The following is a 24,834-nucleotide window of genomic DNA, read 5'->3' as shown; positions in this document are numbered from 1 at the left end:
GAAGGTAGATGAAGGCCATTCTGCCGGGCGCGCCGCCACGCCGGGGTGGCCAATCCGACGAAAAACCGCTACGCAACTTCGCGCCCGGCCCGGCCGCTGGCTACTCTTGCGCCAATACACAGCGAGCGCGGAGAGGCATTCATGGAGTTGCACATCGTCATCCAGGGCCAGAAGGACCTTGGCGGGCAACTCTACGCGCAGCTGCGCGAGGCCATCGACAGCGGGCGCCTGGCCGCCGGCGCGCGGCTGCCGCCCAGCCGCCTGCTGGCCGAGCAACTGGGCCTGTCGCGCAAGACGGTGTCGGACATCTACGCCCAGCTCACCTACGAGGGCGTGCTGGTCGGCCGTGTCGGCAGCGGCACCTTCGTCAACGCCCGGGTGCCGCGCCACGAGCAGCGCCCACAGGCCATCCGCTACGCCGCCCAGGAGGCCATCGACACCTGGGAGGCGCTGCAGACGCGCATCGTCCACCCCCACGCCGGCGTCACCCTGCGCGCCGACTTCCTCGGCGGCGCCAACAGCCTCAATACCTTCCCCCACGAGGACTGGCGCCGCTGCGTGCACTTCGCCCTGCGCCAGATGCAGGGCCCGCGGGCGGTCTACGCGCAGCCCGAGGGCCTGCCCAGCCTGCGCGACGCCATCGTCCGGCACATCGCCTACAGCCGCGGCGTGCAGTGCCGCGACGAAGACGTCATCGTCTGCAACGGCGCGCAACAGGCCCTCGACCTGCTGGCCCGGGTGCTGGTGCGCCCCGGCACCCGGGTGGCCATGGAAGACCCCGGCTACCCGCCGGCGCGCCTGCAGTTCGCCATGCAGGGCGCGGAAATCGCCAGCGTGCCGGTGGACGCCGAGGGCCTGTGCGTGGAGCGCATCCCCGACGGCACCCAACTGATCTACTGCACCCCGGCGCACCAATTCCCCCTCGGCATGCCGATGAGCGAGGCGCGGCGCCAGGCCCTGCTGGCGCGGGCCGCGGAGCTGGGCGCGGTGATAATCGAGGACGACTACGACAGCGAGTTCCGCTACGAAGGCCGCCCCCACGAGACGCTGCACAGCCTCGACCGCCTGGGCCTGGTGGCCTACGTCGGGACCTTCTCCAAGACGCTGCTGCCGGAACTGCGCCTGGGCTATCTGGTGGTGCCGCCGGGCCTGCGCCCGGCCCTGCTGCGCGCGCGGCAGTTGAACGACTGGCACAGCTCGACCCTGGCGCAGTGGGCGCTGGCCAAGTTCATCGCCGACGGCTGCCTGCTCAAGCACATCCGCCGCTGCCACGGCATCTACGCCACGCGCCGCGAACGCATCCTGGCGCGCGTCGAAGGCGACCTCTCGCCCTGGCTGCAGGCGGTGCCGTCCAACGCCGGCTTCCACCTGGCGCTGCTGTTCAGGGTGCCGGTGAAGCTGCCGCTGCTGGTGGAGCTGGCGCGCAAGCTGGAAGTCGGCATCTATCCGCTGGACGGCTTCTACGACCGCGAGCCGGTGCGCCAGGGCCTGCTGATGGGCTTCGGCGCCATCGAGAAGCTGGACATCGACCCGGCCCTGGACAAGCTGCGCGACCTGCTCCGGCAGATCGCCTGAAGCCGCGCAGCCACGCGCCTCAGAAGGCCGAACGCACCACCCCGCCGTCGGCGCGCAGGGCCGCGCCATTGGTGGCCGAGGACACCTCGGAGCAGACGTACACCACCAGGTTGGCCACCTCCTCCGGCGTGGTGAAGCGCTTGAGCAGCGAGCTGGGCCGCGCGCTGCGGAAGAACTCCGCCTCGAACTCGGCGAACGGCTGGCCGCCGGAGAGCTTGCCGACGAACTCGTCGACGCCCTCGGAATGCGTCGGCCCCGGCAGCACCGCATTGACCGTCACCCCGGTGCCCGCGCAGTCCTCCGCCAGCCCGCGGGACAGGCCGAGCTGGGCGGTCTTGGTGACGCCGTAGTGGATCATCTCCACCGGGATCTGCACGCCGCTCTCGCTGCTGATGAACACCACCCGGCCCCAGTTGCGCTGCTTCATGCCCGGCAGGTAGGCGCGGCTCAGGCGCACGCCGGAGAGCAGGTTGACCTGCAGGAAGCGCTCCCAGTCCTCGTCGGGAATCTCCGCGAAGGGCTTGGGATCGAAGATGCCCAGGTTGTTCACCAGCACATCCACCTGCGGGTAGCGCCCCACCAGCTCGGCGATGACCGAAGGCTGCGACAGATCGCCGGCGAAGCCTTCGACGCGGGCATCGGGCTGGGCGGCGCGCAGCTTGGCCAGGGCGGCGTCCACCGAAGCCTGGCTGCGGCCGTTGAGGATCACCCGCGCGCCTTCGCGCGCCAGGCCCTGGACGATGGCGAAACCGATGCCCTTGGTGGAACCGCTGACCAGGGCGAGCTTGTCTTGCAGATTGAAATTCATGGCACTGCTCTCGGTTGTTTTCGGTTCTCGATTTTCGTAGGAGCGAGCTTGTTCGCGAACGGATTCCGCTGCGGGGGTAGGCGAACAAGGGCTGGAAGCCGATGTGGTGAGCGAACCCAAAGCTGCCTAGGCGCTGCCGGCAACCACGTCCAAGCACCGGCTGGATTGGACTGCCGCTTTTCGCCCGGATTGTCCGTTATTCCCCGCCCGCCGAACGCCTAGTATCCCCTTCACGAAATTTCCCTTCCCAGGAGTCCCGCCATGCAACAACGCATCCTCGTCATCGGTTCCGGCTTCGCCGGCATGTGGGCCGCGCTGGGCGCCGCCCGCGTCCTCGACCAGCACGGCCGCGGCGACGTCGAAGTCGCGCTGGTCGCCCCCGAGCCGCTGCTGCACCTGCGCCCGCGCCTGCACGAGGCCGCCCCGCACGCCATGACCACGCCGCTGCTGCCGCTGTTCGAAGCCGCCGGGGTACGCTACGTGCAGGGCAGCGTCGAGCGCATCCATACCGGCGAGCGCAGCGTCGAGGCCGTGAACGCGCGCGGCGAACGCTTCAGCCTCGCCTACGACCGCCTGGTGCTGACCGCCGGCAGCCGCCTGTTCCGCCCGGCCATCCCCGGCCTGGCCGAGCACGCCTTCAGCATCGACCAGACCGACGAAGCCAGCGCCCTGGACGTGCACCTGGCGCGCCTGGCCGACCTGCCGCCGAGCGACGCGCGCAACACGGTGGTGGTCGCCGGCGGCGGCTTCACCGGCATCGAGATCGCCTGCGAACTGCCCGCGCGGGTACGCCGCGTGCTGGGCGAGGATGCCGAGGTACGGGTGGTGATAGTCGAGCGCAGCCACGTCATCGGCCCCGACCTGGGCCCCGGCCCGCGCCCGCAGATCGAGCAGGCCCTGGACGAATTGGGCGTGGTGCGCTTCCTCGGCGCCGCGGTCAACGCCATCGACGCCGACGGCCTGAGCACTACCACCGGCGAGCGCATAGAAGCCAAGACGGTGATCTGGACCGCCGGCATGCAGGCCAGCCCGCTGACCGCCCAGGTGCCCGGCGAACGCGACGCCCTCGGCCGCCTGCACGTGACGCGCGACCTGAGGGTAAAAGGCGTGGACGCGGTATTCGCCGCCGGCGACGTGGCCCTGGCGCAGGTGGACGATGCGGGCAACCACTCGCTGATGTCCTGCCAGCACGCGATGAACATGGGCCGCAGCGCCGGCTACAACGTCGCCGCCGACCTTCTCGGCCTGCCCACCCAGGCCTACGCCCAGCCGGTCTACGTCACCTGCCTCGATCTGGGCCCCTGGGGCGCGGTCTACACCGAGGGCTGGGAACGCCAGGTGAAGCTGCAGGGCGCCGAGGCCAAGGCCCTCAAGCGGCAGATCAACACCCAGTGGATCTACCCGCCCCAGCCGAGCCGCAAGGCCGCCCTCGAAGCCGCCGACCCGCAACGGGTGGTGGTGGCGTAACCGTTCGCGGTCCTTCGCCGCTACATCTGTGTCATTCCCCAACGCCATGGTCGAACCGGGCTTTGCCTCCGGCCATGGCGATGGGTATCGCTTCGCTCCACCCATCCTACGGGAACCCGGAAAACAGCGTAGGAGCGGACCTTGTCCGCGATAGCCGGAGGTTCCGGCGCGATTCGCGGATGAGATCCGCTTACGCCGCCCCACCCACAGCATTCCCTGTAGGAGCGCGCCCTGCGCGCGAATCGCGGGCAGGGCCCGCTCCTACAGGTTGGCCGTCGCAACGGTGTTTCGGGCCAACGGCGTATAACCGCGAACGGTTATACGCCCTACGCTACTGTCTTGCAGGCCGCGCCGAAGCGCTCTTCGTAGGAGCGAGCCATCTCCGCGATTGCCGGAACCTCCGGCGGGCCGCCCATGAAAAAGCCCGGGCACCTCGCGGTGCCCGGGCTCTGCCGTTGGCGGCCGTCTGCGTGGTTACGGCATGACCGGCGGCAGGTACTGCAGGGTGGTGCCCAGGGCCCAGAGCAGGAACAGCACCAGGGGCACGTGGACCAGCAGTTGGACGAAGGAGAAGCCGATCAGGTCGCGGGCCTTCAGGCCCAGCACGCCGAGCAGCGGCAGCATGTAGAAGGGGTTGATCAGGTTCGGCAGCGCCTCGGCGGCGTTGTAGATCTGCACCGCCCAGCCCAGGTGGTAGTTCAGTTCGTTGGCCACCTGCATCACGTAGGGCGCCTCGATGATCCACTTGCCGCCGCCGGAGGGGATGAAGAAGCCCAGCACCGCGGAGTACACGCCCATCAGCAGCGCGTAGGTGTCGTGGGAGGCGATCTGCACGAAGAAGGTGGAGATGTGGTGCGCCACGGTGGCGCCGTCGGTGCCTTTCACGGTGGTCATGATGGCGGCGATGGAGCCGTACAGCGGGAACTGGATCAGCACCCCGGTGGTGGTGGGCACCGCGCGGGCCACGGCGTCGAGGAAGTTGCGCGGGCGCCAGTGCAGCAGCGCGCCGACCATCAGGAACAGCAGGTTGTAGGTGTTCAGCCCGGAGATGGCGAGGATCGCCGGCTTGGTGGCGAACTCGTGGAACAGCCAGCCGGCGGCCAGGGCCACCAGCAGCAGGATCAGCAGTGGGCTGTGCTCCAGCCACTCGCCGGGACGGCTGGGCTTGCTCATCTTCGGCGGGGTGAAGCTGACGTCCACGCCGCAGGCATCGGCATCGCGGGCGCTGGCGTCGCCCGGCGCGGTCATGTAGGCGATCACCACCGACACCACCACCAGGGCCAGCAGCATCAGGCCGGACTGCCAGAGGAAGATGGTCTCGGTGAAGGGGATCACCCCGGTGATGGCGAGGATCGACGGCGGCAGGCTGCCAGGGTTGGCCTGCAGCTGCGCGGCGGAGGACGACAGGCCCAGCGCCCAGACGGCGCCCAGGCCCAGGTAGGCGGCGGCGCCGGCGGCGCGGTAGTCCATCTTCAGGTCCGTGCGGCGGGCCAGGGCGCGCACCAGCAGGCCGCCGAAGACCAGGCTCAGGCCCCAGTTGAGCAGCGAGGCGAGCATCGACACCACGGCCACCCAGGCCACCGCCGAGCGGCCGTTCTTCGGCACCCGCGCCAGCAGCGCGATCAGCCGCGAGGCCGGGCCGGAACTGGCGACCACGTAGCCGCCGATGACCACGAAGGCCATCTGCATGGTGAAGGGGATCAAGCTCCAGAAGCCGTCGCCGAAGGCCTTGGCGGTGTCGCCGGGGGACGCGCCCATGGCCAGGGTGGCCACGGCCACGATCAGCACCGCCAGGGTGGCGAACACCCAGGAGTCCGGGAACCAGCGCTCGGCCCAGGCCGAGCAGGCCATGGCGAAGCGCGCGGAACGGCTTTCCTGCAGTTGCAGTTTCGCGTTCATTTTTCCTACCTCGATTTTCTTGGAGTTATTTTTCTTTGTAACGCCGAACGCCCCGGAGTTCGTCCGGGGCGTCCGTCACACGGGCACGCGGGGCTCGATCAGTCGCGGACCAGGGCCAGGGCCACGCCCTGGCCACCGCCGATGCACAGGGTGGCAAGGCCCTTCTTCGCATCGCGGCGGAGCATTTCGTGCAGCAGGCTGACCAGCACGCGGCAGCCGGAGGCGCCGATGGGGTGGCCAAGGGCGATGGCGCCGCCGTTGACGTTGACCTTGGCGGCATCCCAGCCCAGTTCCTTGCCCACTGCCAGGGACTGCGCGGCGAAGGCTTCGTTGGCCTCGATCAGGTCCAGTTCGGCCAGTTGCCAGCCGGCCTTGTCCAGGCAGCGGCGGGTGGCGGACACCGGGCCGATGCCCATGATCGCCGGGTCGACGCCGGCGCTGGCGTAGGAGGCGATGCGCGCCAGCACCGGCAGGCCCAGTTCCTTGGCCTTGGCGGCGCTCATCAGCAGCACCGCGGCGGCGCCGTCGTTGAGGCTGGAGGCGTTGCCGGCGGTGACGCTGCCGTCCTTCTTGAAGGCCGGCTTGAGCTTGGCCAGGGCCTCGGCGGTGGTGCCGGCACGCGGCTGCTCGTCGGTGTCGAAGCTCAGCGCCTCGCCCTTGCGCTGCGGGATGCTCACCGGGACGATCTCGTCACGGAAGCGCCCGGCCTCGATGGCGGCCACGGCCTTCTGCTGCGAGGCGGCGGCGAAGGCGTCCTGTTCCTCGCGGCTGATGCCGTACTTGTCCACCAGGTTCTCGGCGGTGATGCCCATGTGGTAGTCGTTGAAGGCGTCCCACAGGCCGTCGACGATCATGCTGTCGACCAGTTGCGCATGGCCCATGCGCAGGCCGGTGCGGGCCTTGGGCAGCACGTAGGGCGACAGGCTCATGTTCTCCTGGCCGCCGGCGATCACCACCTCGGCATCGCCGCAGCGGATGGCCTGGGCGGCCAGGTGCAGGGCCTTGAGGCCCGAGCCGCAGACCTTGTTCAGCGTCAGCGCCGGCACCGCATGGGGCAGCCCGGCGGCGATGGCGGCCTGGCGCGCGGGGTTCTGCCCGGAGCCGGCGGTGAGCACCTGGCCGAGGATCACCTCGTCCACCTGCTCGGGCTTCACGCCGCTGCGCTGCAGCAGCTCGCGGATGACGATGGCGCCCAGTTCGTGGGCGGGGATGTTCGCCAGGCTGCCCTGGAAGGCGCCGATGGCGGTGCGGGTGGCGGCGACTATCACTACGTCTTGCATGATTGGCTCACTCCGGTGGCTTGGGCTGCCCTCTCCCCCGCCCTCTCCCTGAAGGGAGAGGGAGCTGTCCGTGCCAGGATGACTCATGTGCTCATCCCGGCGCCGGACCAGTCCCCTCTCCCGCTTGCGGGAGAGGGTTAGGGAGAGGGTGCTCTTACAGCGCGACTAACTCAGTGGTGGTGATGGGTATCGCTTCGCTCAACGCCATCCTACGGGTGCTACTCCTGCGCGCGATCGCGGGCAGGGCCCGCTACAGGGGGTGTCAGAAGGTCATCTCTTTGACGTCATCCGGCACGATCAGCCGTCCGGCGGTCTTCTCGGCGATTTCCTCGACGCTCACCCCCGGCGCGGTCTCGCGCAGGACGAAGGCGCCGTCGATGATTTCCAGGTAGGCCAGGTCGGTGAGCACCTTGCGGATGCAGCCGGCGCCGGTCAGCGGCAGGCTGCAGCGGTCGAGCAGCTTGGACTCGCCGTCCTTGGAGGCGTGGGTCATGGTGACGATGATGTTGTCGGCGCCGGCCACCAGGTCCATGGCGCCGCCCATGCCTTTCACCAGCTTGCCGGGGATCATCCAGGAGGCGATGTTGCCCTGCACGTCCACCTCGAAGGCGCCGAGCACGGTGAGGTCGACGTGGCCGCCGCGGATCATCGCGAAGGACTCGGCGGAGGAGAAGATCGACGCGCCCTTCACGGCGGTCACGGTCTGCTTGCCAGCGTTGATCATGTCGGCGTCTAGGGTTTGCTCGGTGGGGAAGGCGCCCATGCCGAGCAGGCCGTTCTCCGATTGCAGCATCACTTCCATGCCCTCGGGCACGTAGTTGGCCACCAGGGTCGGGATGCCGATGCCGAGGTTCACGTAGTAGCCGTCCTGCAGTTCGCGCGCCACGCGCTGGGCCATCTGTTCGCGGGTCAATGCCATCTTCTTGTCTCTCTTGTCCGGTGGGCTCAGGAACGCACGGTGCGCTTTTCGATGCGCTTCTCGAAGGTCCCCTGGATGATGCGGTCGACGTAGATGCCGGGGGTGTGGATCTGGGTGGGGTCCAGTTCGCCCGGCTCGACGATCTCCTCCACCTCGACCACGGTGATGCGCCCCGCGGTGGCCACCACCGGGTTGAAGTTCTGCGCGGTGTGGCGGTAGATGACGTTGCCGTAGTGGTCGGCCTTCCAGCCCTTGACGATGGCGAAGTCGCCGGTGATGGCCTGTTCCATGATGTGCGGGCGGCCGTTGAACTCGCGCACTTCCTTGCCTTCGGCAACCGGGGTGCCGTAGCCGGTGGCGGTGAAGAAGGCCGGGATGCCGGCGCCGCCGGCGCGCAGTTTCTCGGCCAGGGTGCCTTGCGGGGTGAGTTCCACTTCCAGTTCGCCGGACAGCAGCTGGCGTTCGAACAGTTCGTTCTCGCCGACGTAGGAGGCGATCATCTTGCGGATCTGCCGGTCTTCCAGCAGCACGCCCAGGCCGAAGCCGTCGACGCCGCAGTTGTTCGACACCACCGTCAGGCCCTTCACGCCCAGGCGGCGGATCTCGGCGATGAGGTTCTCGGGGATGCCGCACAGGCCGAAGCCGCCCGCCAGTACCGTCATGCCGTCGGTGAGCCCGGCCAGGGCCTCCGCGTAACTGCCAACCCGCTTGTCGAGTCCTGCCATCTGCTGCTGCCTCTCTTGTAGTTTGGGTTTCCGACCGGCCGGTCGGAGAGCGTCTGCAGCTTCACCGCTGGGGACTGATTTGTTAAGTTTGTTTTTCCAATCGATTATTCGGCTTTTCTTATCAATGACCGTCAAGCAACTGCGCGCCTTCCTCGCCGTGGCGCAGAGCCTGAGCTTCGCCCAGGCCGGCGAGCGCCTGCACCTGTCGCAGCCGGCCCTGAGCCTGGCGATCAAGAACCTGGAGGAATCCCTCGGCGGGCAGCTGCTGGTGCGCACTACCCGCAGCGTCGCCCTCACCCCCGAGGGCGAGACCCTGCTGCCCATCGCCCGGCGCCTGCTGGCCGACTGGGACAACGCCGAGGAACTGCTGCGCCAGCACTTCACCCTGCAACTGGGCAAGGTCTCCATCGCCGCCATGCCCTCCTTCGCCGGCAACCTGCTGCCGGGCGCGCTCATGGCCTTCCGCCAGCGCTACCCGAAGGTGAACGTGGCGGTGCACGACGTGATCAACGAACAGGTGCTGGAGATGGTACGCAACCGCCGCGTCGAGCTGGGCATCGCCTTCGAGCCGGACAGCCTCGACGGCCTGAGCTTCCAGGCCTTCTACAGCGACCGCTTCGTCGCCGTGCTGCCGGCCGGCTCGCCCCTGGCCGGGCAGCGCCGGCTGACCTGGGCGCAGTTGCTGGAGCAGCCCTTCATCACCCTGCAGCGGCCCTCGGCGGTGCGCCTGCTGCTGGAAGATAGCGTGGCGGCCAGCCACGGCAAGCTGGCGGTGGCCTTCGAGAGCCACCAGTTGGTCACCGTCGGGCGCATGGTCGCCCAGGGGCTGGGGGTGAGCGCAGTGCCGCGCCTGTGCGTGAAGCAGATGGAGGAGCTGGGCGCGCGCTGCGTGGACCTCTACGAACCCACGGTGGAACGCCGCGTGGGCCTGTTCAGCCTGGCCGAGCACAAGCTCTCCAGCGCCGCCCAGGCGCTGAGCGACGTGCTCTTGCAGATAGCCGACTGGCCACGGTTGCAGAAGGAAGGTTGCGAGGAAGGCCGAGCAGAGTGAGGCAGAGTCGCGCGGCGCGGGCGGCGGAAGAACGCCGCCCGTTGCGCTGGGAGGGTCAGATGTCGCTGCACATCTCGGTCTGGCGCAGGTACTCGAGCACGTGGACCTGGCCCTTGGAGTCGGCGTAGGTCATTTTCGCCGGGGCGACTTCGCAACGGTCGTTGGCTTGCTCGATACTGATCACCTTGGCCACATCGAGCTGCATGCCGTAGTGGTAGACCACGGGCGCGGCGTCGGCGGCATTGGCGGCCAGGGCGGCGCCCATCAGGGGGATGGCGAACAGGCTGAACAGGGTGCGTTTCATGGTGGGATTCTCCGGTTTCCGGCGTGCTGGCCATTTGGCCTTGCCGTGTATACAAATTTAGTTGAACGGCCGTTCCGGACACAGAGGCAATACGACAAGGGATTACTGCGCAACACGTAACAATAAGGGCTTGCCAACCTGGCTGAATGGATTGACCGCCCTTTCACCTGCGGTAAAAAGCCCCTGGACTGGCAGGATTCGATTCATTTTCCGCTTTGCTGCCAACCAATCACGGCGCCACAATGGCAAGCCCATTCGTCGCCAGGACTCCGCCATGAAACGCGTGGCCATGCTGCTGTTCCCCGGCGTGCAGGCGCTGGACGTCGCCGGCCCGCTGGACGTCTTCGCCGAAGCCAATGCCTTCGTCGCGCCGGGCAGCGGCTACCAGGTGCTGACGCTGGCCGAACGCGGCTTCCCCATCCCCGCCTCCAACGGCCAGTTGCTGGGCGCGCAGCACGAGCTGGACGGCGCCGTCGGCGGCTTCGACATCCTGCTGGTGCCCGGCGGCCCGCAACTGCCCGCCGAGGAGCCTTCCACCGCCCTCCTCGCCTGGCTGCGCCAGGCCTGCGCCGAGACGCCGCGCTATGGCTCGATCTGCACCGGCGCCTTCCTCCTCGGCCATGCCGGCTTGCTGGACGGCAAGCGCGTCACCACCCACTGGGGCGACGCCGCGCGCCTGGCTCAGCTGTTTCCGCAGGCAAGGGTGGAGCCCGACAGCATCCACGTGCGCGACGGCGCGCTGGTGACCTCCGCAGGGGTGACCGCCGGCATCGACCTGGCCCTGGCGCTGCTGGCCGAGGACCACGGCCCGGCGGTGGCGTTGAGCGTGGCCAAGCGCCTGCTGGTGGTAGCCCAGCGCCAGGGTGGGCAATCACAGTTCAGCCCCTATCTGCAGGCGCCAGCGGATGGCGACTCGCCCATCGCCCGGGTGCAGCGCCACGTGCAGGCCCATCTCACCGATGCGCTGTCGGTGGCGGAACTGGCGGCGGTGGCGACCATGAGCGAACGCACCTTCGCCCGGGTGTTCGTCCGCGAGGCGGGCATCACCCCGGCGGAATTCGTCCAGCGCGCCCGGCTGGACGCGGCGCGGGGGTTGCTGGAGGGTAGCGGGCTGCCGCTGAAGGTGGTGGCCTGGCGCTGCGGCTTCGGCAGCGCGGCGCGGATGCGGTTGGTGTTCGTGCAGAGGCTGGGGGTGACGCCGACGGAGTATCGGGGGCGGTTTCGGGGGGATGGGTAGGGGTTGGGGGTTCGTAGGAGCGAGCTTGCTCGCGAACGGTGCATCAGCTGGGCCTATGGTGTTGGCCCCGAAGAGCGCCCTCTCCCTAACCCTCTCCCTGAAGGGAGAGGGGACCGTTCGGTGTGCTTGGATGTTCTGGAGTCAGCCGGCTAGCGCAGAAGCTGCCGGCTGAAGCCAGGCCTTCTCTCGGCACGGACAAGCCCCCTCTCCCTTCAGGGAGAGGGCTGGGGAGAGGGGACGGAGTCAAGCCAGGGCACCTGCGTTGCCGACGAACGCCATTCGCGAGCAAGCTCGCTCCTACAAAAGCTCCTCACAAACTCCGCGCAATCACCAACCGCTGCACATCACTGGTGCCCTCATAGATCTGGCACACCCGCACATCCCGATAGATACGCTCCACCGGGTAATCCTGCAGGTAGCCATACCCCCCCAGCGTCTGGATCGCCGCCGAACACACCCGCTCGGCCATCTCCGAGGCGAACAGCTTGGCCATGGAAGCCTCGGTCAGACACGGCAGGCCCGCCTCACGCAAGCTCGCCGCGTGGTGGACCATCTGCCGGGCCACGGCTATCTCGGTGGCCATGTCGCTGAGGCGGAAGGCCACCGCCTGGTGCTGGATGATCGGCTTGCCGAAGGTTTCCCTTTCGTGGGCGTAGTCGCGGGCGTATTCGAAGGCGGCGCGGGCCATGCCCACCGCCTGGGAGGCGATGCCGATGCGCCCGCCTTCCAGGTTGGCCAGGGCGATGGCGTAGCCCTGGCCCTCCTCGCCCAGGCGGTAGCCAGCCGGGATGCGCAGGTCGTCGAAGGCGATCTGGCAGGTGTCCGAGGCGTGCTGGCCGAGCTTGTCTTCCACCCGCACCACACGGTAGCCGGGGGTGTCGGTGGGCACGATGAAGGCGCTGATGCCCTTCTTGCCGGCCGCCGCGTCGGTGACGGCGAAGACGATCACCAGTCCGGCGTGGCTGCCGGAGGTGATGAACTGCTTGCTGCCGTTCAGCACGTAGTGGTCGCCGTCGCGGCGCGCGCGGGTCTTCAGGAAGCTGGCGTCGGAGCCGGCCTGGGGCTCGGTGAGGGCGAAGGCGCCGATCATCTCGCCGCGGGCCAGGGGCACCAGGAACTGGCGCTTCTGTTCTTCGCTGCCGAACTTGGCGATGGGCATGCAGCCCACCGAGTTGTGCACGCTCATGATGGTGGAGCAGGCGCCGTCGCCGGCGGCGATTTCTTCCAGGGCCATGGCGTAGGCCAGGTGCCCGGTCTGCGCGCCGCCCCACTCCTCGGCCACCAGCATGCCGAGGAAGCCGAGGTCGGCCATTTCCTTCAGCGCCTCGGCCGGGAAGCGGTGCTCGCGGTCCCACTCGGCGGCGAAGGGTTTCAGCCGCTCCTGGGCGAACTGGCGGGCGACGTCGCGGATCTGCAGGTCTTCTTCGCTGGGAATCATGCTTCGCTCCTTACAGGCGCTCGACGGCGATGGCCGTGGCTTCGCCGCCGCCGATGCACACCGAGGCGATGCCGCGTTTCAGGTCGTACTGCTGCAGCGCCGAGAGCAGGGTTACCAGGATGCGCGCCGCCGAGGCGCCGATCGGGTGGCCCAGGGCGCAAGCGCCGCCGTGGACGTTGAGCTTGGCGTGGGGGATGTCCAGCTCGCGCATGGCGGCCATGGCCACCACGGCGAAGGCTTCGTTGACCTCGAACAGGTCCACCTCGACCAGGCCCCAGCCGCTGCGCTGCAGCAGGCGCTGGATGGCGCCCACCGGCGCGGTGGGGAACAGGTTCGGCGCGGCGGCGTAGGACGAGTGCGCGCGGATCGCCGCCAGCGGCGCCAGGCCACGTTTCTCGGCCTCGGACAAGCGCATCAGCACCAGCGCGGCGGCGCCGTCGGAGATGGAGCTGGAGTTGGCCGCGGTGACGGTGCCGCCCTCGCGGAACGCCGGTTTAAGCGTCGGGATCTTGTCCAGCCTGGCCTTCGGCGGCTGCTCGTCCTGAGCGATCTCGCGGGTTTCCTTGCCGGCCTTGACCGTCACCGGGACGATCTCGGCAGCGAAGCGGCCGTCGCGCATGGCCTGCTGGGCGCGGGTCAGCGAGGCGATGGCGTAGTCGTCCTGCTGCTGGCGGGTGAAGCCGTAGCTCTGCGCGCAGTCCTCGGCGAAGGTGCCCATCAGCCGGCCCTTGTCGTAGGCGTCTTCGAGGCCGTCGAGGAACATGTGGTCGAGCACCTTGCCGTGGCCCATGCGGTAGCCCGTGCGGGCGCGCTCCAGCAGGTAGGGGGCGTTGGACATGCTCTCCATGCCGCCGGCCAGCACCACGCCGGCGCTGCCGGCCAGTAGCGCGTCGTGGCCCTGCATCACGGCCTTCATGCCCGAGCCGCACATCTTGTTGATGGTGGTGCAGGGCGTGCCGCGGTCCAGCCCGGCGCCGAGCACCGCCTGGCGCGCCGGGGCCTGGCCCTGGCCGGCGGAGAGCACGCAGCCGAGGATGGCTTCGTCGATCTGGTCGGCGCCCAGCTGCGCGCGCTCGATGGCGGCGCGCACGGCGGCGGCGCCGAGGGTGGCGGCGCTGGCGTCCTTGAAGTCGCCGAGGAAGCCGCCCATGGGCGTGCGGACGGCGCTGACGATGACTACGGGATCGTTCATTTTCGTTACTCCTGTCACTTGGCGGCCATGCGGATGGCGCCGTCGAGGCGGATCACCTCGCCGTTGAGCATGCTGTTCTCGACGATGTGGCGGACCAGCGCGGCGAATTCGTCGGGGCGGCCCAGGCGCGGCGGGAAGGGCACGCTGGCGCCGAGGGAGTCGCGGACTTCCTGGGGCATACCGGCCATCATCGGCGTTTCGAAGATGCCGGGGGCGATGGTCATCACGCGGATGCCGTGGCGCGCCAGTTCGCGGGCGATGGGCAGGGTCATGCCGACCACCCCGGCCTTGGACGCCGCGTAGGCGGCCTGGCCGATCTGCCCGTCGAAGGCCGCCACCGAGGCGGTGTTGACGATGACGCCGCGCTCGCCGCCGGCGTCCGGCTCGTTGCGGGCCATGGCCTCGGCGGCCAGGCGCAGCATGTTGAAGCTGCCCACCAGGTTGATGTTGACGGCCCGGGCGAAGCTGTCCAGGCCGTGCGGGCCGTTGCGCCCGAGGACTTTTTCGGCCGGCGCCACGCCGGCGCAGTTGGCCAGCCCGTGCAGCGCGCCGAAGCTTTCCAGCGCGGCTTCCACGGCGGCGCGGCCGTCGGCCTCGCTGGTCACGTCGGTGCGCACGAAGCGCGCCCTGCCCTCGCCCAGCTCGGCCACGCGGGCGGCGCCGGCCTCGGCGTTGACGTCGGCCAGCAGCACGCGGGCGCCGGCCTCCACCAGGGTCTTCGCGGTGGCCGCGCCGAGCCCGGAGCCGCCGCCGGTGATGAGGAATACCTTGTCCTGGATGTGCATGGAATCTCTCCGAATCAGTGTTGCGCGGCCGCGCGTTCGGCCGCCTCTTGTTGCCGGGCTATCTCCTGGTTGCGCAGGAGGAAGCGCTGGATCTTGCCGCTGGGGGTCTTCGGCAGTTCGGCGATGAACTCCACTTCCCGCGGGTAGCTGTGGGCCGACAGGCGCTTGCGCACGTACTGCTGCAGCTCCTCGGCCAGCTCCGGGCTGGGCTGGTGCTGCGGGCAGAGCACCACGTAGGCCTTGACCAGTTCGGTGCGCTCCGGGTCGGGCTTGCCGATCACCGCCGCTTCCATCACCGCCGGGTGCTCGATCAGCGCACTCTCCACGTCGAAGGGGCCGACGCGGTAGCCGGAGGTGGTGATGAGGTCGTCGGAGCGGCCGACGAAGCTGATGCTGCCGTCGGCATTCAGCTCCACGGTATCGCCACTGAGATAGTAGTCGCCGACGAAGGCCTTGGTTTCCATGCCCTGGTAGCCGGCGAACCACATCAGCGGCGAGCGCTTGCGGTCCATGGCCAGGATGCCCGGCTGGCCGGCGGGCAGTTCCTCGCCGTTCTCGCCCAGCACCACCACGCGGTGGCCGGGAATGGAGTAGCCGGCCGCGCCCAGGTGCACCGGGTGCTGCAGCCCATGGTGGTTGGCCAGGACCATGCCCAGTTCGGTCTGCCCGTAGTGGTCGTGGATGGTCGCCCCCAGGCCCTCGGCGAACCAGCGGATCACCTCCGGGGTCAGCGCCTCGCCAGCGCTGCTCACCGCGCGCAGGCGGCCCTTGAGTTCGCGCTGCACCTCGGCGGCCGAGGCCTTGAGCATGCGGTAGGCGGTGGGCGAGCCGGCCAGGTTGGTGATGCCGTACTGGCGGATGATCCGGCAGGTGCTTTCCACCGTGAAGGCGCCTTCGTAGAAGGTGGTGGCGTGGCCCAGGGCCAGCGGGCCGGTGACGGCGTAGTAGAGGCCGTAGGCCCAGCCCGGGTCGGCCAGGTTCCAGAAGCGGTCCTCGGGGCGCAGGTCCACGGCGTCGCGCAGGTAGCCGGTGAACGCCAGGATGGCCTTGAGCGGCACCGCCAGCGGCTTGGCCAGGCCGGTGGTGCCGGAGGTGAACATCAGCAGGAAGGGGTCGTCGCCCGTGCGCAGGACCGGTTCGAACTGCTCGGAGCGGCCTTCCAGGGCCTGCCGGAAGTCGAGGTCGCCGGCCGGGATCGCCTGGCCGCCGCTGACGGTGATGATTTGCGGGGCGTTGGGCACTTCGTCGAGCTTGGCGCGGTTGCCGGCGTCGGTGACCAGCACGCGGCTGCCGGCGATGCCCAGGCGGTGCTCGATGGCCTTGGGCCCGAAGGCGGTGAACAGCGGCTGGTAGACCGCGCCCAGGCGCCAGGTGCCGAGGATGGTGACCAGCAGCTCGGGGGTGCGAGGCAGCATGCCGGAGACACGGTCGCCGGGGCGCACGTCCAGGTCGTGGAGCAGGTTGGCGAACTGCGCGGACAGGGCCTGCAGCTGGGCGAAGCTGTATTCGGCGCGCTCGCCGTTGCGGCCTTCCCAGTACAGGGCGACGCGCCCGGACGGAACATGGCGGTCGCAGCACTCGACGCAGGCGTTGAGGGCGTCGAGGCTGCCGGCGAGGGTGTCTCGGGCGGTGGCCGCGTAATCGAATTCGGCAGCGGCGGCGGCATAGGGGCGCATCGCGGAACTCCTGGCTTGTTCTTGTAGGGAGTAGCGGGATGTTCGCGCCGGGCGGTTGCCGCGGCAATGTCGAAAGGGACTTATGTGGATGAGCGGATTGGACAGCGGGGGGATGGGGAGTAGCCGAGGGTGGCGGTGCCTGGGGTTGGCTCCGCCCCCTCACCCCAGCCCTCTCCCGGAGGGAGAGGGAGCCAGTTCGGCGCAAGCTGGAAGTTCTATGCCTGCCGGCCACTCTGGCGCTGCCGGCGAATACCATTCTCACCGCTGGCACGGACGGCTCCCTCTCCCTCTGGGAGAGGGCTGGGGTGAGGGAAAGGAATTCCCCCGGCGCCGACGTAACCGACAAACACCAAAGCGCCGCTGGAATCAACGCAACCCGGCAACGATCTCCAACGAACGCAAGCGCAAGGCATGGTCGTAGATATCACTGGTGAAGATGATCTCATCCGCCCCGGTCTGCTCGACGAGGATTTCCAGGCGGCTGCGCACCTTCTCCGGGCCGCCGATCACCGCCAGGCCGAAGAAGTTGCCTACCGCCTCCTGCTCGTGGGGCAACCACAGGCCGGCCATGCGCTCCACCGGCGGCTTCTGCTTGAGGCTTTCGCCGCGGATCAGCGCCAGCACGCGCTGGAACGCGGTGGTCGCCAGGTACTCGGCCTCTTCATCAGTGGGCGCGGCGATCAGCGGCACGCCGATCATCGCGTAGGGCTGTTCGAGGATGGCCGAGGGCTTGAAGTTCTGCCGGTAGATGCGCAGCGCGTCGTGCAAGTAGCGCGGCGCGAAGTGCGAGGCGAAGGCGTAGGGCAGACCCTTCTCAGCGGCCAGGCGGGCGCTGAACAGGCTGGAGCCGAGCAGCCAGATCGGCACCCGCGTGCCCTCGCCGGGGATGGCCAGCAGGCTCTGCTGCGGGCGGCGCGGGCCGAGGAGCATTTCCAGCTCGGCGACCTGTTCGGGGAAGTCTTCGCCGTCGCCGAGCATGCGGTCGCGGCGCAGGGCGCGCATGGTCGCCTGGTCGGCACCGGGCGCGCGGCCCAGGCCCAGGTCGATGCGCCCCGGGTAGAGGCTGGCGAGGGTGCCGAACTGCTCGGCGATCACCAGCGGCGGGTGGTTGGGCAGCATCACCCCGCCGGAGCCGACGCGGATGCGCGCGGTCTTGCCGGCGATGTGGCCGATCAGCACGGAAGTCGCCGAGCTGGCGATGCCGTCCATGTTGTGGTGCTCGGCCAGCCAGTAGCGGGTGAAGCCGAGGCGCTCGACGTGGCGGGCCACCTCGACGGCGTTGTTCAGCGCCTCGCTGACGGTGCCCTGGTCGCGGATGGGCACCAGGTCGAGCATGGAAAAGGCGGTTTCGGACAGGGACTTCATGGAGGCTCCGGTCAGGGCCCGCGCGGCAGGCGCGCGGGCGTGGCTTTGAGCCGGACTCTAACCACATGCCTCGCGCATGACCACGCGTCGGCGTCGATAGTCATCATGCCGCGCAGTGATGAAAGCCCCCTGCCCCGGCCCTCAGGCCGCCGCCGACACGCCGTCCAGGCGATGGAACAGGCGGTTGAAGTACACCAGGCTGTCGCCCTGCTCGCGCACCGCGGCGCGCTCCAGCTCGACGAACAGCACCGAGTGCGAACCGACTTCCTTGCACTCGCTGATGCGCCCTTCCAGGGTGACCAGGGCGTCGCGCAGCACCGGCACGCCGGCGCAGCCCTCTTCCCACAGGGCCGAGGCGAAGCGTTCCTCCATGGGCACGCGGGTCATGCCGGCGAAGTGCCGGGCCAGTTCTTCCTGCTCGCCGCGCAGCACGTTGATGCACAGGTGGCCGTTGGCGCGGAAGGGTTCGTGGCTGGCGCTGCCGCGGTTGATGCACACCAGCACCGTCGGCGGCGAGTCGGTGACCGAGCAGACCGCGCTGGCGGTGATGCCGCAGCGCCCGCCGGGGCCGTCGCTGGTGATGATGTTCACCGCGGCGGGCAGCCGCGCCATGGCGTTGCGGAAGTCGATCTGGGTCTGGCTCAGGTTGTTCATGGCGCGCCCTTGTGGCCGGTTGTCGATGCTTGCCAATCTACGGCCCCGCGGCCAGGCGCGGTATCCAGGCGAATCCCATGGCGGCGGTGGCTGGCCTTTAGTCGACTAGGGGGTTTCTTTATCGCCAGCCCGGCGCCGCCTGGGTATGCTGGCCCCTGGGCGCCTGTGCGCCCGCCCGTGCGTGCCGCAGCGAAGACTGCGAGCCAGACCTAATAAGAAGAACCGTGGCAGTGCCCTGATGGATACCCGCAAACCCGTTGTTTACATCGTCGACGACGACAAGGACCTGCGCACCTCGCTGGCCTGGCTCCTGGAGTCGGTCAGCATCCAGGCGCAGTGCTTCGCCGGCGCCGAGGAATTCCTCGCCCACTACGATCCCAGCAGCCCCGCCTGCCTCGTGCTCGACGTGCGCATGCCGGAAACCAGCGGCTTCCAGCTGCAGGCCATGCTCAACGAGCGCGGCGCGGCGCTGCCGATCATCTTCGTCTCGGCCCACGGCGACATCCCCATGTCGGTGCAGGCGATGAAGAACGGCGCGCTGGATTTCGTCGAGAAGCCCTACAACCCGCAGCAGATGCTGGAGCGCATCCAGGCCGCGCTGAAAGCCGCGGTGCAGGTGCACGCCGGCGCCGAACAGAAGCGCCAGCTGCAGCAGCGCCTGGACCTGCTCACCGGGCGCGAGCGCGAGGTGCTGGGCATGGTGATCGACGGCAAGGCCAGCAAGGTGATCGCCCGCGAGCTGAACATCAGCGTGAAGACGGTGGATGTGCACCGCACCAAGATCAAGGAGAAGATGGGGGTTTCGAGCATTGCGCTGTTGGTGCGGGAGGTGTTGGACCTGGGGGGGCCGTAGGGGGGCTTCGGGGCTTTCCTATAAGAGCGAGCTTGCTCGCGAACCGTATCTCCCTGGAACAACGGTGCTTTCGGCCTGCCTCGCTCCCTCTCCCTAACCCTCTCCCTGAAGGGAGAGGGGACCGTTGGGCAGGGTTTGATGTTTTGGCGTTAGCCGGCGACCTCGACGGTTTCCGGCGGAAACCATCAGCTTTCTCGGCACGGACAAGCCCCCTCTCCCTTCAGGGAGAGGGCTGGGGAGAGGGGGCGGAGTCAACCCAAGGCACCAGTGCCGCCGGGAGACTCCCGTTCGCGAGCAAGCTCGCTCCTACGAGGAGAAGAGCAGGTGTCAGAGGTCCAGCACCAACCGCGCCGACTTCGCCCGCGAAACGCAGGCGCAAATCTGCCTGTTCGAAGCCTTCTCCTTGCTCGACAGGCAGTTGTCCCGATGCTCCGGCTCGCCTTCCAGCACTTCCACGATGCAGGTGCCGCAGATGCCTTCGCGGCATTCGGTGTCGATGTCGCAGCCGTGGGCCTGGAGCACGTCCACCAGGCTGGCGTCGGCCGGCACTTGCAGCACCTCGCCGCTGCTGGCCAGTTCCACTTCGAAGCTGCCGGTCGGGGCGCTGTTGGCGGCCGGGTCGGCCTGGAAGTGTTCCAGGTGGATGGCGTCTTCGCTGCGGCTGCGCTTGGCGACGTCCACCACCTTGTTCATGAACGGCGCCGGGCCGCAGGTGTAGACGTGGGCCGCTGCCGGGGCGCGCGCCAGGCAGGCGGCCAGCTCGGCTTCGAGGTCGGCCGGCTCCACGCCGTAGTGGAATTCCACCTTGCCGGCGAACACCGGGCCGGACAGCAGCTCGACGAAGGCCGCGTGCTCCGGCGAGCGGGCGAAATAGTGCAGCACGTAGGGCTCGCCCCGGGCGTTGAGCTTGTAGGCCATGCTCAGCAGCGGCGTCACGCCGATGCCGGCGGCGAACATCACGTGCTCGCGGGCTTCCGCGGCCAGGCGGAACAGGTTGCGCGGGGCGCCCATTTCCAGCTCCATGCCCTCTTCCACCTGCTCGTGCAGGGCCGCGGAGCCGCCGCGGGAGGCGGCTTCCTTCTTCACCGCCACCAGGTAGGCGGCGCGGTCTTCCGGCGGGCTGCACAGGGAGTACTGGCGGGTCACCCCGGTGGGGCCGGTGACGTCGACGTGGGCGCCCGGCTCGTAGGCATCGAACGGCTGGCCGTCGCTGCGCACGAGGCGGAAGGAACGGATGTCCAGGGCTTCGTCGACGATCCTTTCGATTCTTACCTTCATCATTGTTGTTACCTGCAAGGCGTAGTGTATTGATGGGCTCGGCAACCCTCTCCCCGGCCCTCGCCTACGCGGCCCGCCCTGAAGGGAGAGGGGGTTGTACGGTGTGTGCTGGAAGTCCTGCGTAAACCTCAGCGCATGAACAGGCCGCCGTTGATGTCCCAGCAGGCGCCGGTCACCGAACTGGCGTTGTCGGCGACCAGCAGCAGCACGCTGTCAGCGACGTAGTCCGGGTCGCCCAGGCGGCCCACCGGGATGGTCTTGAGGATCTGTTCCAGGCGCTCCGGGGCCACCGTCTCGCGCACTACCGGCAGGTCCAGCGGGCCCGGGGAGATGCTGTTGACGGTGACGCCGGCCGGCGCCAGTTCGCGGGCGAAGACCTTGGTCAGCGTCGCCACACCGCCCTTGGCCGCGGCGTAGTGGCCGCCGGTGGCGGTGCCACCGTTCTGCCCGGCCAGGGAGGCGATGTTGACGATGCGGCCGAAGCCCCGGGCGGCGAAGTGCGCGCCGAACACCTGGCAGGCGACGAAGGTGCCGCGCAGGTTCACCGCCAGCGAGGCGTCGAACTCCTCGGGGGTGATGTCCATCAGAGCGGCGACCCTGGACACCCCGGCGTTGTTCACCAGGATGTCGCAGCCGCCCCACCTGGCCTGCAGCAGGTCGCGGGCGCGCTCGAAGTCGGCCTTCTCGCGCACGTCCAGCTCCACCGCCAGCACGCTGGCACCGCTGGGGTCGAGTTCATCGGCCAGGCGCTGGGCGTCGCCCAGGCGCACGTCGGCCAGGGCCACGCGGTAGCCGGCGCCGTGCAGGCGCCGGGCGATGCATTCGCCGAGGCCGCGCGAGGCCCCGGTGACGAGTGCGGTACGGGTCATGGCTGCATCCTCAGAGCAGGAAGCCGATGGCGCCCAGGGCGTCCTGGGCGTTGATCAGGCGCACCACCTTGCGCTCCAGGCACGGGCCTTCGGCGGCGAAGCGGATGCGGTGCTCCAGGTCGGCGACGAAGGGCGTGTGCACGCCGCGCTTGTAGGCGTAGAGGATCTGCGCCGAATGCACTTCGACCAGATCGCCGGCGGCCTCCACCAGGCGGAAGCGCGACACCGTGCGCACGGTCTTCGCCGAATCCACCGCCGAGGGCGAGAAGCCGGCGCTCAGGCGCTCGATGCGCAGGGCGCGCATGCGTGCGTCGTCGAAGGCGTAGTTGAGGCTGGCGGCGAAGTCGTCGCCCTCGGCGTCGATGGGCACCACGTAGATGCCCTCCTCGCTCCACAGTCCGCTCCACTGCGCGTAGTCCTTGCGGTCGAGCAGCTCGGCCTCGCGCCAGATGAATTCGACGGCCTTGGCCAGCGGGCCGGAGAAGCCGTTCAGGGTGTCGTTGCTCATTGGCTCATCATCCTTTTCCACATTTGGTAGGCCTCGCGCATGCCGCCTTCGTCGGTGGCGTGGGAAACCTTGTCGCCGTTCTCGGCCACGACTTCGCGGTTCAGCCCGCGGTTGACCAGGATCGGCGCCTCGGGGCCGGCGTAGGAGCCGCGCTGCACGCGGTCCCAGGCCTCGGCGTCGTCCGGGCTGCCGAAGCCGAACGGGCCCTGGAAGTGCTCGTGGATGCGCAGCCGCTCGCGGTTGGCGATCTCCGGGCCGCCGTCCATGCCCAGGGCCACGTGGCGGATTTCCGTCTCGGTGACCGACACCGGGCGCAGCACGCGGAAGAACGACATGGACATGGCCACGTTGGGGAACAGGTTGAGGTTGAAGCCGGCGCCGTGCAGCGAGCGGACGATGCGGCGCACCTGCGCAGGCTCCATGGTTTTCGACAGTTCCTCGGTGACGTGGGCGAAGCGCTCCTGCAGCTGCTCGGTGCCGTCGTCGTGGTCGAGGTCGACGTGCTCGGGCACCATCACCATCACGCTATGGCCGTTGCCCAGGGCGTGGGTCACCGCCTGCGGGTCGGTCATGAACGAGAGCATCTCGCTGGTCTCGTCGTCCACCGAGGACATCCACGACTTGTGCACGATGGGGAAGTGGTAGCCGTCGGTGGTGTTCTCCAGCTGGATCTTCCAGTTGCCCTTGAAGGTGAACTTGTGTTCGCCCTGGACCTTGATCGGGAAGCCGGCGCCCTGCTTCATGAACAGGTCCATCCAGTGCCTGGCGCCGCCGAGGAAGTCTTCCAGCGGTTCGATGTCGGCGTCGTAGCTGGCGAAGATCATGCCGGCGTAGCTTTCCACCCGCAGGCTGGTCAGCGGCAGCTCGGCCTTGTCGAGGATGTCCTCGTAGCCGTCCGGGTACGGCAGCGCGCGCAGCTTGCCGTCCAGGCCGTAGGACCAGCTGTGGTACGGGCAGGTGAAGCCGGTGGCGTTGCCCTTGTGCTTCTCGCAGACGGTGGCGCCGCGGTGGCGGCAGCGGTTCTCCAGGACGTTGACCTGGCCCTTCTTGTCGCGCACCACTATCACCGGGCGGCGGCCGATCATCGTGGTCTTGAAGTCGCCGGGGTTGCGCACTTCGCTGTCGTGGGCGACCCACACCCAGGTGCGGTAGAAGATCTTTTCCAGCTCGGCCTCGAACAGCGCCGGGTCGTGGTACAGCGAAACGTCGACGCGGTCGCTCTGGACCAGTTGCTCGGGGCTGCCCGTCTTGGCGATCAGCCGGTACTCGGGGGCGCTCATGGGTGTCTCCTCATGCCATTTTCTTGTTCGTCGGCCGCTCGGCGGCCAGTGCCTGTTCCAGCTGCGCGCCGAAGGCGCAGACGCGTTCGTCGTCGCCCTTGCGGCCGACGATCTGCAGGCCGACCTTGAGGCCGCCGTGCTCCAGCTCCACCGGCACGCTCAGCGCCGGGTGGCCGCTGAGGTTGAAGGGGCGGACCAGGGAGGTCAGCGCCGCCACGCTCTTGCCGCTGCGCGCATCGCTGAGCAGCGGCGGCAGGCTGGCCAGGGTCGGCAGCAGCAGGATTTCGTAATCGTCCAGGGCGGAGTCGATGGCGCGGGTGAAGCTCGCGCGCACGCCTTCGGCCTCGGCCAGCTGCGCGGCGCTGGTGCGCCCGGCGGCGAGCAGGCGCTGCTCGACGTCGGCGCCCAGCAGGCCCTTGCCGGTGAATTGCCCCAGCGCCGCCCAGTTCTCGTGGTTGATGACAACGAGGCCAGCTTCGAAGGCCGCCTCGAACTCGCCCAGGTAGAGGCTCGCCCGGCGCCAGCCGGCGCGGTCGGCGGCGGCGCCCAGGCAGGCCTGGATGTGCGGGTCGGCGGGCACTTCGAGGAAGGCCACGCGGGCGTTGGCGCCGGGCAGGTTCACGGCGCCGAAGCCGGGGCAGAGCACCTGCATGGCGGCGACGAGGTCGGCCATGTTCGCGGCGAACGGGCCGACGCAATCCAGGCTGCTGTGTTCCGGATGTACGCCCACGTGGCTGACGCGGCCGAAGCTCGGCTTGAGCCCGGCCACGCCGCAGCAGGCCGCCGGCACCCGCACCGAGCCACCGGTGTCGGTGCCCAGGGCGATATCGGCCAGGCCCGCGCCAACCGCCGCGGCGGAGCCGCTGGACGAGCCGCCGGGCACGCGCTCCGGCGCCTGCGGGTTGAGCGGCGTGCCGCTCCAGTCGTTGATGCCGGTGACGCCAAAGGCCAGCTCGTGCAGGTTGGTCTTGCCGACGATGCGCCAGCCGGCATCCAGCACCCGCTGCACCACTTCGGCGTGGTGTTGCACGGGCGCGCTGTCGGCCAATGCGCGGCTGCCGCAGCGCGTCGGATGGCCGGCGATGTCGATGGTGTCCTTGACGGCGACGCGCTTGCCGGCGCCGCCAGGTTCTAATTCAATGACGAATTCGCTGACGAAGATGCTCATGCCTCGCCCTCCGCGAGTGCGCCCAGCGGCATGGCCAGCAGCCGCCGGGTACGGAAATGGGTGATCTGCCAGGCCTCGCCGACGCGGCGGAAGTCCAGGTTCAGGCGGGTGCCGAACAGCTCGCTACGGCCGTCGACGTAGGTCGACAGCTGCTGCATCAGCCACTGGCCGCGCGCGGTGTCGCCGCTCTCCCCGACCTCGATCGACTCGCTGCCGAGGAAGTGCAGGTTGAGCGCGAAATGCTCGGCCGGCGGCAGGTAGCCGGCGACGAACGCCGCCACCGCCGCACGCCCTTCATGGCGGCCGAAGCTCTGCCCGGCGCGGGCGCCCAGGCCTTCCCAAACGGCGTCCTCGGCGAACAGCCCGGCCAGCTCGGCTTGCAGCGCCAGGCTGTCGCGCGGGACGTCGCAGAGGTCCATGTAGCGGGCCATCAGGCGGCGCACCGCGGCCTCGCCCTCCAGGCGCTCCAACCGTGCTTGCAACTGCTCCAGGGCCTGGCCCAT

General features: G+C 69.1%; 23 protein-coding genes. 5 read left to right on the top strand and 18 right to left on the bottom strand.

The window, feature by feature from the left end; all coding sequences use genetic code 11:
* Window positions 1-141 precede the first annotated feature (141 nt).
* A complete protein-coding gene (gene pdxR / locus PM1_RS14600) occupies window positions 142-1,575 on the top strand; it encodes a MocR-like pyridoxine biosynthesis transcription factor PdxR (RefSeq protein ID WP_009622169.1) in 1,434 nt (477 codons plus the stop codon).
* 19 nt (window positions 1,576-1,594) lie between these two features.
* Here pdxR and PM1_RS14595 read toward each other — a convergent pair whose 3' ends face one another.
* Window positions 1,595-2,383 carry an SDR family NAD(P)-dependent oxidoreductase gene (locus PM1_RS14595; RefSeq protein WP_009622171.1) on the bottom strand — a complete coding sequence of 263 codons (789 nt, stop codon included), beginning with the start codon at window positions 2,381-2,383 and terminating at the stop codon, window positions 1,595-1,597.
* Between the two features lie 261 nt (window positions 2,384-2,644).
* Between PM1_RS14595 and PM1_RS14590 the strand changes: the two genes are divergently transcribed.
* Window positions 2,645-3,850, top strand: coding sequence for an NAD(P)/FAD-dependent oxidoreductase (locus PM1_RS14590; RefSeq protein ID WP_009622173.1), 1,206 nt, complete (start codon window positions 2,645-2,647; stop codon window positions 3,848-3,850).
* A gap of 474 nt (window positions 3,851-4,324) precedes the next feature.
* On the opposite strand, the gene PM1_RS14585 is transcribed toward PM1_RS14590, so the two are convergent.
* From PM1_RS14585 to PM1_RS14570, 4 genes are all read right to left on the bottom strand, one after another.
* A complete protein-coding gene (locus PM1_RS14585) occupies window positions 4,325-5,749 on the bottom strand; it encodes a short-chain fatty acid transporter (protein ID WP_009622174.1) in 1,425 nt (474 codons plus the stop codon).
* A gap of 98 nt (window positions 5,750-5,847) precedes the next feature.
* Window positions 5,848-7,029, bottom strand: coding sequence for an acetyl-CoA C-acetyltransferase (locus tag PM1_RS14580; RefSeq protein ID WP_009622176.1), 1,182 nt, complete (start codon window positions 7,027-7,029; stop codon window positions 5,848-5,850).
* Between the two features lie 262 nt (window positions 7,030-7,291).
* Window positions 7,292-7,948, bottom strand: coding sequence for a CoA transferase subunit B (locus PM1_RS14575; RefSeq protein WP_009622178.1), 657 nt, complete (start codon window positions 7,946-7,948; stop codon window positions 7,292-7,294).
* A gap of 26 nt (window positions 7,949-7,974) precedes the next feature.
* Window positions 7,975-8,673, bottom strand: a complete 699-nt coding sequence (locus PM1_RS14570) for a CoA transferase subunit A (protein WP_009622180.1) — start codon at window positions 8,671-8,673, stop codon at window positions 7,975-7,977.
* 124 nt (window positions 8,674-8,797) lie between these two features.
* Between PM1_RS14570 and PM1_RS14565 the strand changes: the two genes are divergently transcribed.
* Window positions 8,798-9,724 (top strand): LysR family transcriptional regulator, encoded by a 927-nt coding sequence (locus PM1_RS14565; protein WP_009622181.1) that lies wholly within the window; start codon window positions 8,798-8,800, stop codon window positions 9,722-9,724.
* 55 nt (window positions 9,725-9,779) lie between these two features.
* On the opposite strand, the gene PM1_RS14560 is transcribed toward PM1_RS14565, so the two are convergent.
* Window positions 9,780-10,028 (bottom strand): DUF2790 domain-containing protein, encoded by a 249-nt coding sequence (locus tag PM1_RS14560; RefSeq protein WP_009622183.1) that lies wholly within the window; start codon window positions 10,026-10,028, stop codon window positions 9,780-9,782.
* Between the two features lie 274 nt (window positions 10,029-10,302).
* Between PM1_RS14560 and PM1_RS14555 the strand changes: the two genes are divergently transcribed.
* Window positions 10,303-11,265, top strand: coding sequence for a GlxA family transcriptional regulator (locus tag PM1_RS14555; RefSeq protein WP_009622185.1), 963 nt, complete (start codon window positions 10,303-10,305; stop codon window positions 11,263-11,265).
* Between the two features lie 310 nt (window positions 11,266-11,575).
* On the opposite strand, the gene PM1_RS14550 is transcribed toward PM1_RS14555, so the two are convergent.
* The 6 genes from PM1_RS14550 to hpaC all read right to left on the bottom strand — a co-directional run bounded on the left by PM1_RS14550 (window position 11,576) and on the right by hpaC (window position 18,375).
* On the bottom strand, window positions 11,576-12,703 hold the full coding sequence (locus PM1_RS14550; protein WP_009622187.1) for an acyl-CoA dehydrogenase family protein: 1,128 nt from the start codon (window positions 12,701-12,703) through the stop codon (window positions 11,576-11,578).
* A gap of 10 nt (window positions 12,704-12,713) precedes the next feature.
* Window positions 12,714-13,895 (bottom strand): acetyl-CoA C-acyltransferase, encoded by a 1,182-nt coding sequence (locus PM1_RS14545; RefSeq protein WP_009622189.1) that lies wholly within the window; start codon window positions 13,893-13,895, stop codon window positions 12,714-12,716.
* A gap of 14 nt (window positions 13,896-13,909) precedes the next feature.
* Window positions 13,910-14,680 carry a 3-hydroxyacyl-CoA dehydrogenase gene (locus tag PM1_RS14540; protein ID WP_024128761.1) on the bottom strand — a complete coding sequence of 257 codons (771 nt, stop codon included), beginning with the start codon at window positions 14,678-14,680 and terminating at the stop codon, window positions 13,910-13,912.
* 14 nt (window positions 14,681-14,694) lie between these two features.
* Window positions 14,695-16,356 (bottom strand): acyl-CoA synthetase, encoded by a 1,662-nt coding sequence (locus PM1_RS14535; RefSeq protein ID WP_009622193.1) that lies wholly within the window; start codon window positions 16,354-16,356, stop codon window positions 14,695-14,697.
* Between the two features lie 366 nt (window positions 16,357-16,722).
* Complete coding sequence (locus PM1_RS14530; RefSeq protein ID WP_009622195.1) at window positions 16,723-17,721, bottom strand: LLM class flavin-dependent oxidoreductase; 999 nt, start codon at window positions 17,719-17,721, stop codon at window positions 16,723-16,725.
* A 141-nt stretch (window positions 17,722-17,862) separates the two neighbouring features.
* Entirely contained in the window at window positions 17,863-18,375 is a 513-nt protein-coding gene (hpaC, locus tag PM1_RS14525; RefSeq protein WP_009622197.1) for a 4-hydroxyphenylacetate 3-monooxygenase, reductase component, read from the bottom strand.
* A gap of 238 nt (window positions 18,376-18,613) precedes the next feature.
* Between hpaC and PM1_RS14520 the strand changes: the two genes are divergently transcribed.
* Entirely contained in the window at window positions 18,614-19,228 is a 615-nt protein-coding gene (locus PM1_RS14520) for a response regulator transcription factor (RefSeq protein ID WP_009622199.1), read from the top strand.
* A 327-nt stretch (window positions 19,229-19,555) separates the two neighbouring features.
* On the opposite strand, the gene PM1_RS14515 is transcribed toward PM1_RS14520, so the two are convergent.
* The 6 genes from PM1_RS14515 to PM1_RS14490 form a co-directional block, all read right to left on the bottom strand.
* Entirely contained in the window at window positions 19,556-20,509 is a 954-nt protein-coding gene (locus PM1_RS14515) for a PDR/VanB family oxidoreductase (protein WP_009622201.1), read from the bottom strand.
* A 125-nt stretch (window positions 20,510-20,634) separates the two neighbouring features.
* Entirely contained in the window at window positions 20,635-21,375 is a 741-nt protein-coding gene (locus PM1_RS14510) for an SDR family NAD(P)-dependent oxidoreductase (protein WP_009622203.1), read from the bottom strand.
* A 10-nt stretch (window positions 21,376-21,385) separates the two neighbouring features.
* Window positions 21,386-21,883, bottom strand: coding sequence for an aromatic-ring-hydroxylating dioxygenase subunit beta (locus PM1_RS14505; protein ID WP_009622205.1), 498 nt, complete (start codon window positions 21,881-21,883; stop codon window positions 21,386-21,388).
* Window positions 21,880-23,163 carry an aromatic ring-hydroxylating oxygenase subunit alpha gene (locus PM1_RS14500; RefSeq protein WP_009622208.1) on the bottom strand — a complete coding sequence of 428 codons (1,284 nt, stop codon included), beginning with the start codon at window positions 23,161-23,163 and terminating at the stop codon, window positions 21,880-21,882. Before PM1_RS14500 ends, PM1_RS14505 begins: the two co-directional genes overlap by 4 nt.
* A gap of 10 nt (window positions 23,164-23,173) precedes the next feature.
* On the bottom strand, window positions 23,174-24,331 hold the full coding sequence (locus PM1_RS14495) for an amidase (RefSeq protein ID WP_009622210.1): 1,158 nt from the start codon (window positions 24,329-24,331) through the stop codon (window positions 23,174-23,176).
* Window positions 24,328-24,834, bottom strand: coding sequence for a nuclear transport factor 2 family protein (locus PM1_RS14490; RefSeq protein WP_009622211.1), 507 nt, complete (start codon window positions 24,832-24,834; stop codon window positions 24,328-24,330). Before PM1_RS14490 ends, PM1_RS14495 begins: the two co-directional genes overlap by 4 nt.

The organism is Pseudomonas sp. M1, assembly GCF_022760135.1.
Taxonomy (GTDB): Bacteria; Pseudomonadota; Gammaproteobacteria; order Pseudomonadales; family Pseudomonadaceae; genus Pseudomonas; species Pseudomonas citronellolis.
The sequence above is the reverse complement of the archived record's forward strand: the minus strand, read 5'-3'. Positions and strand labels throughout refer to the sequence as shown.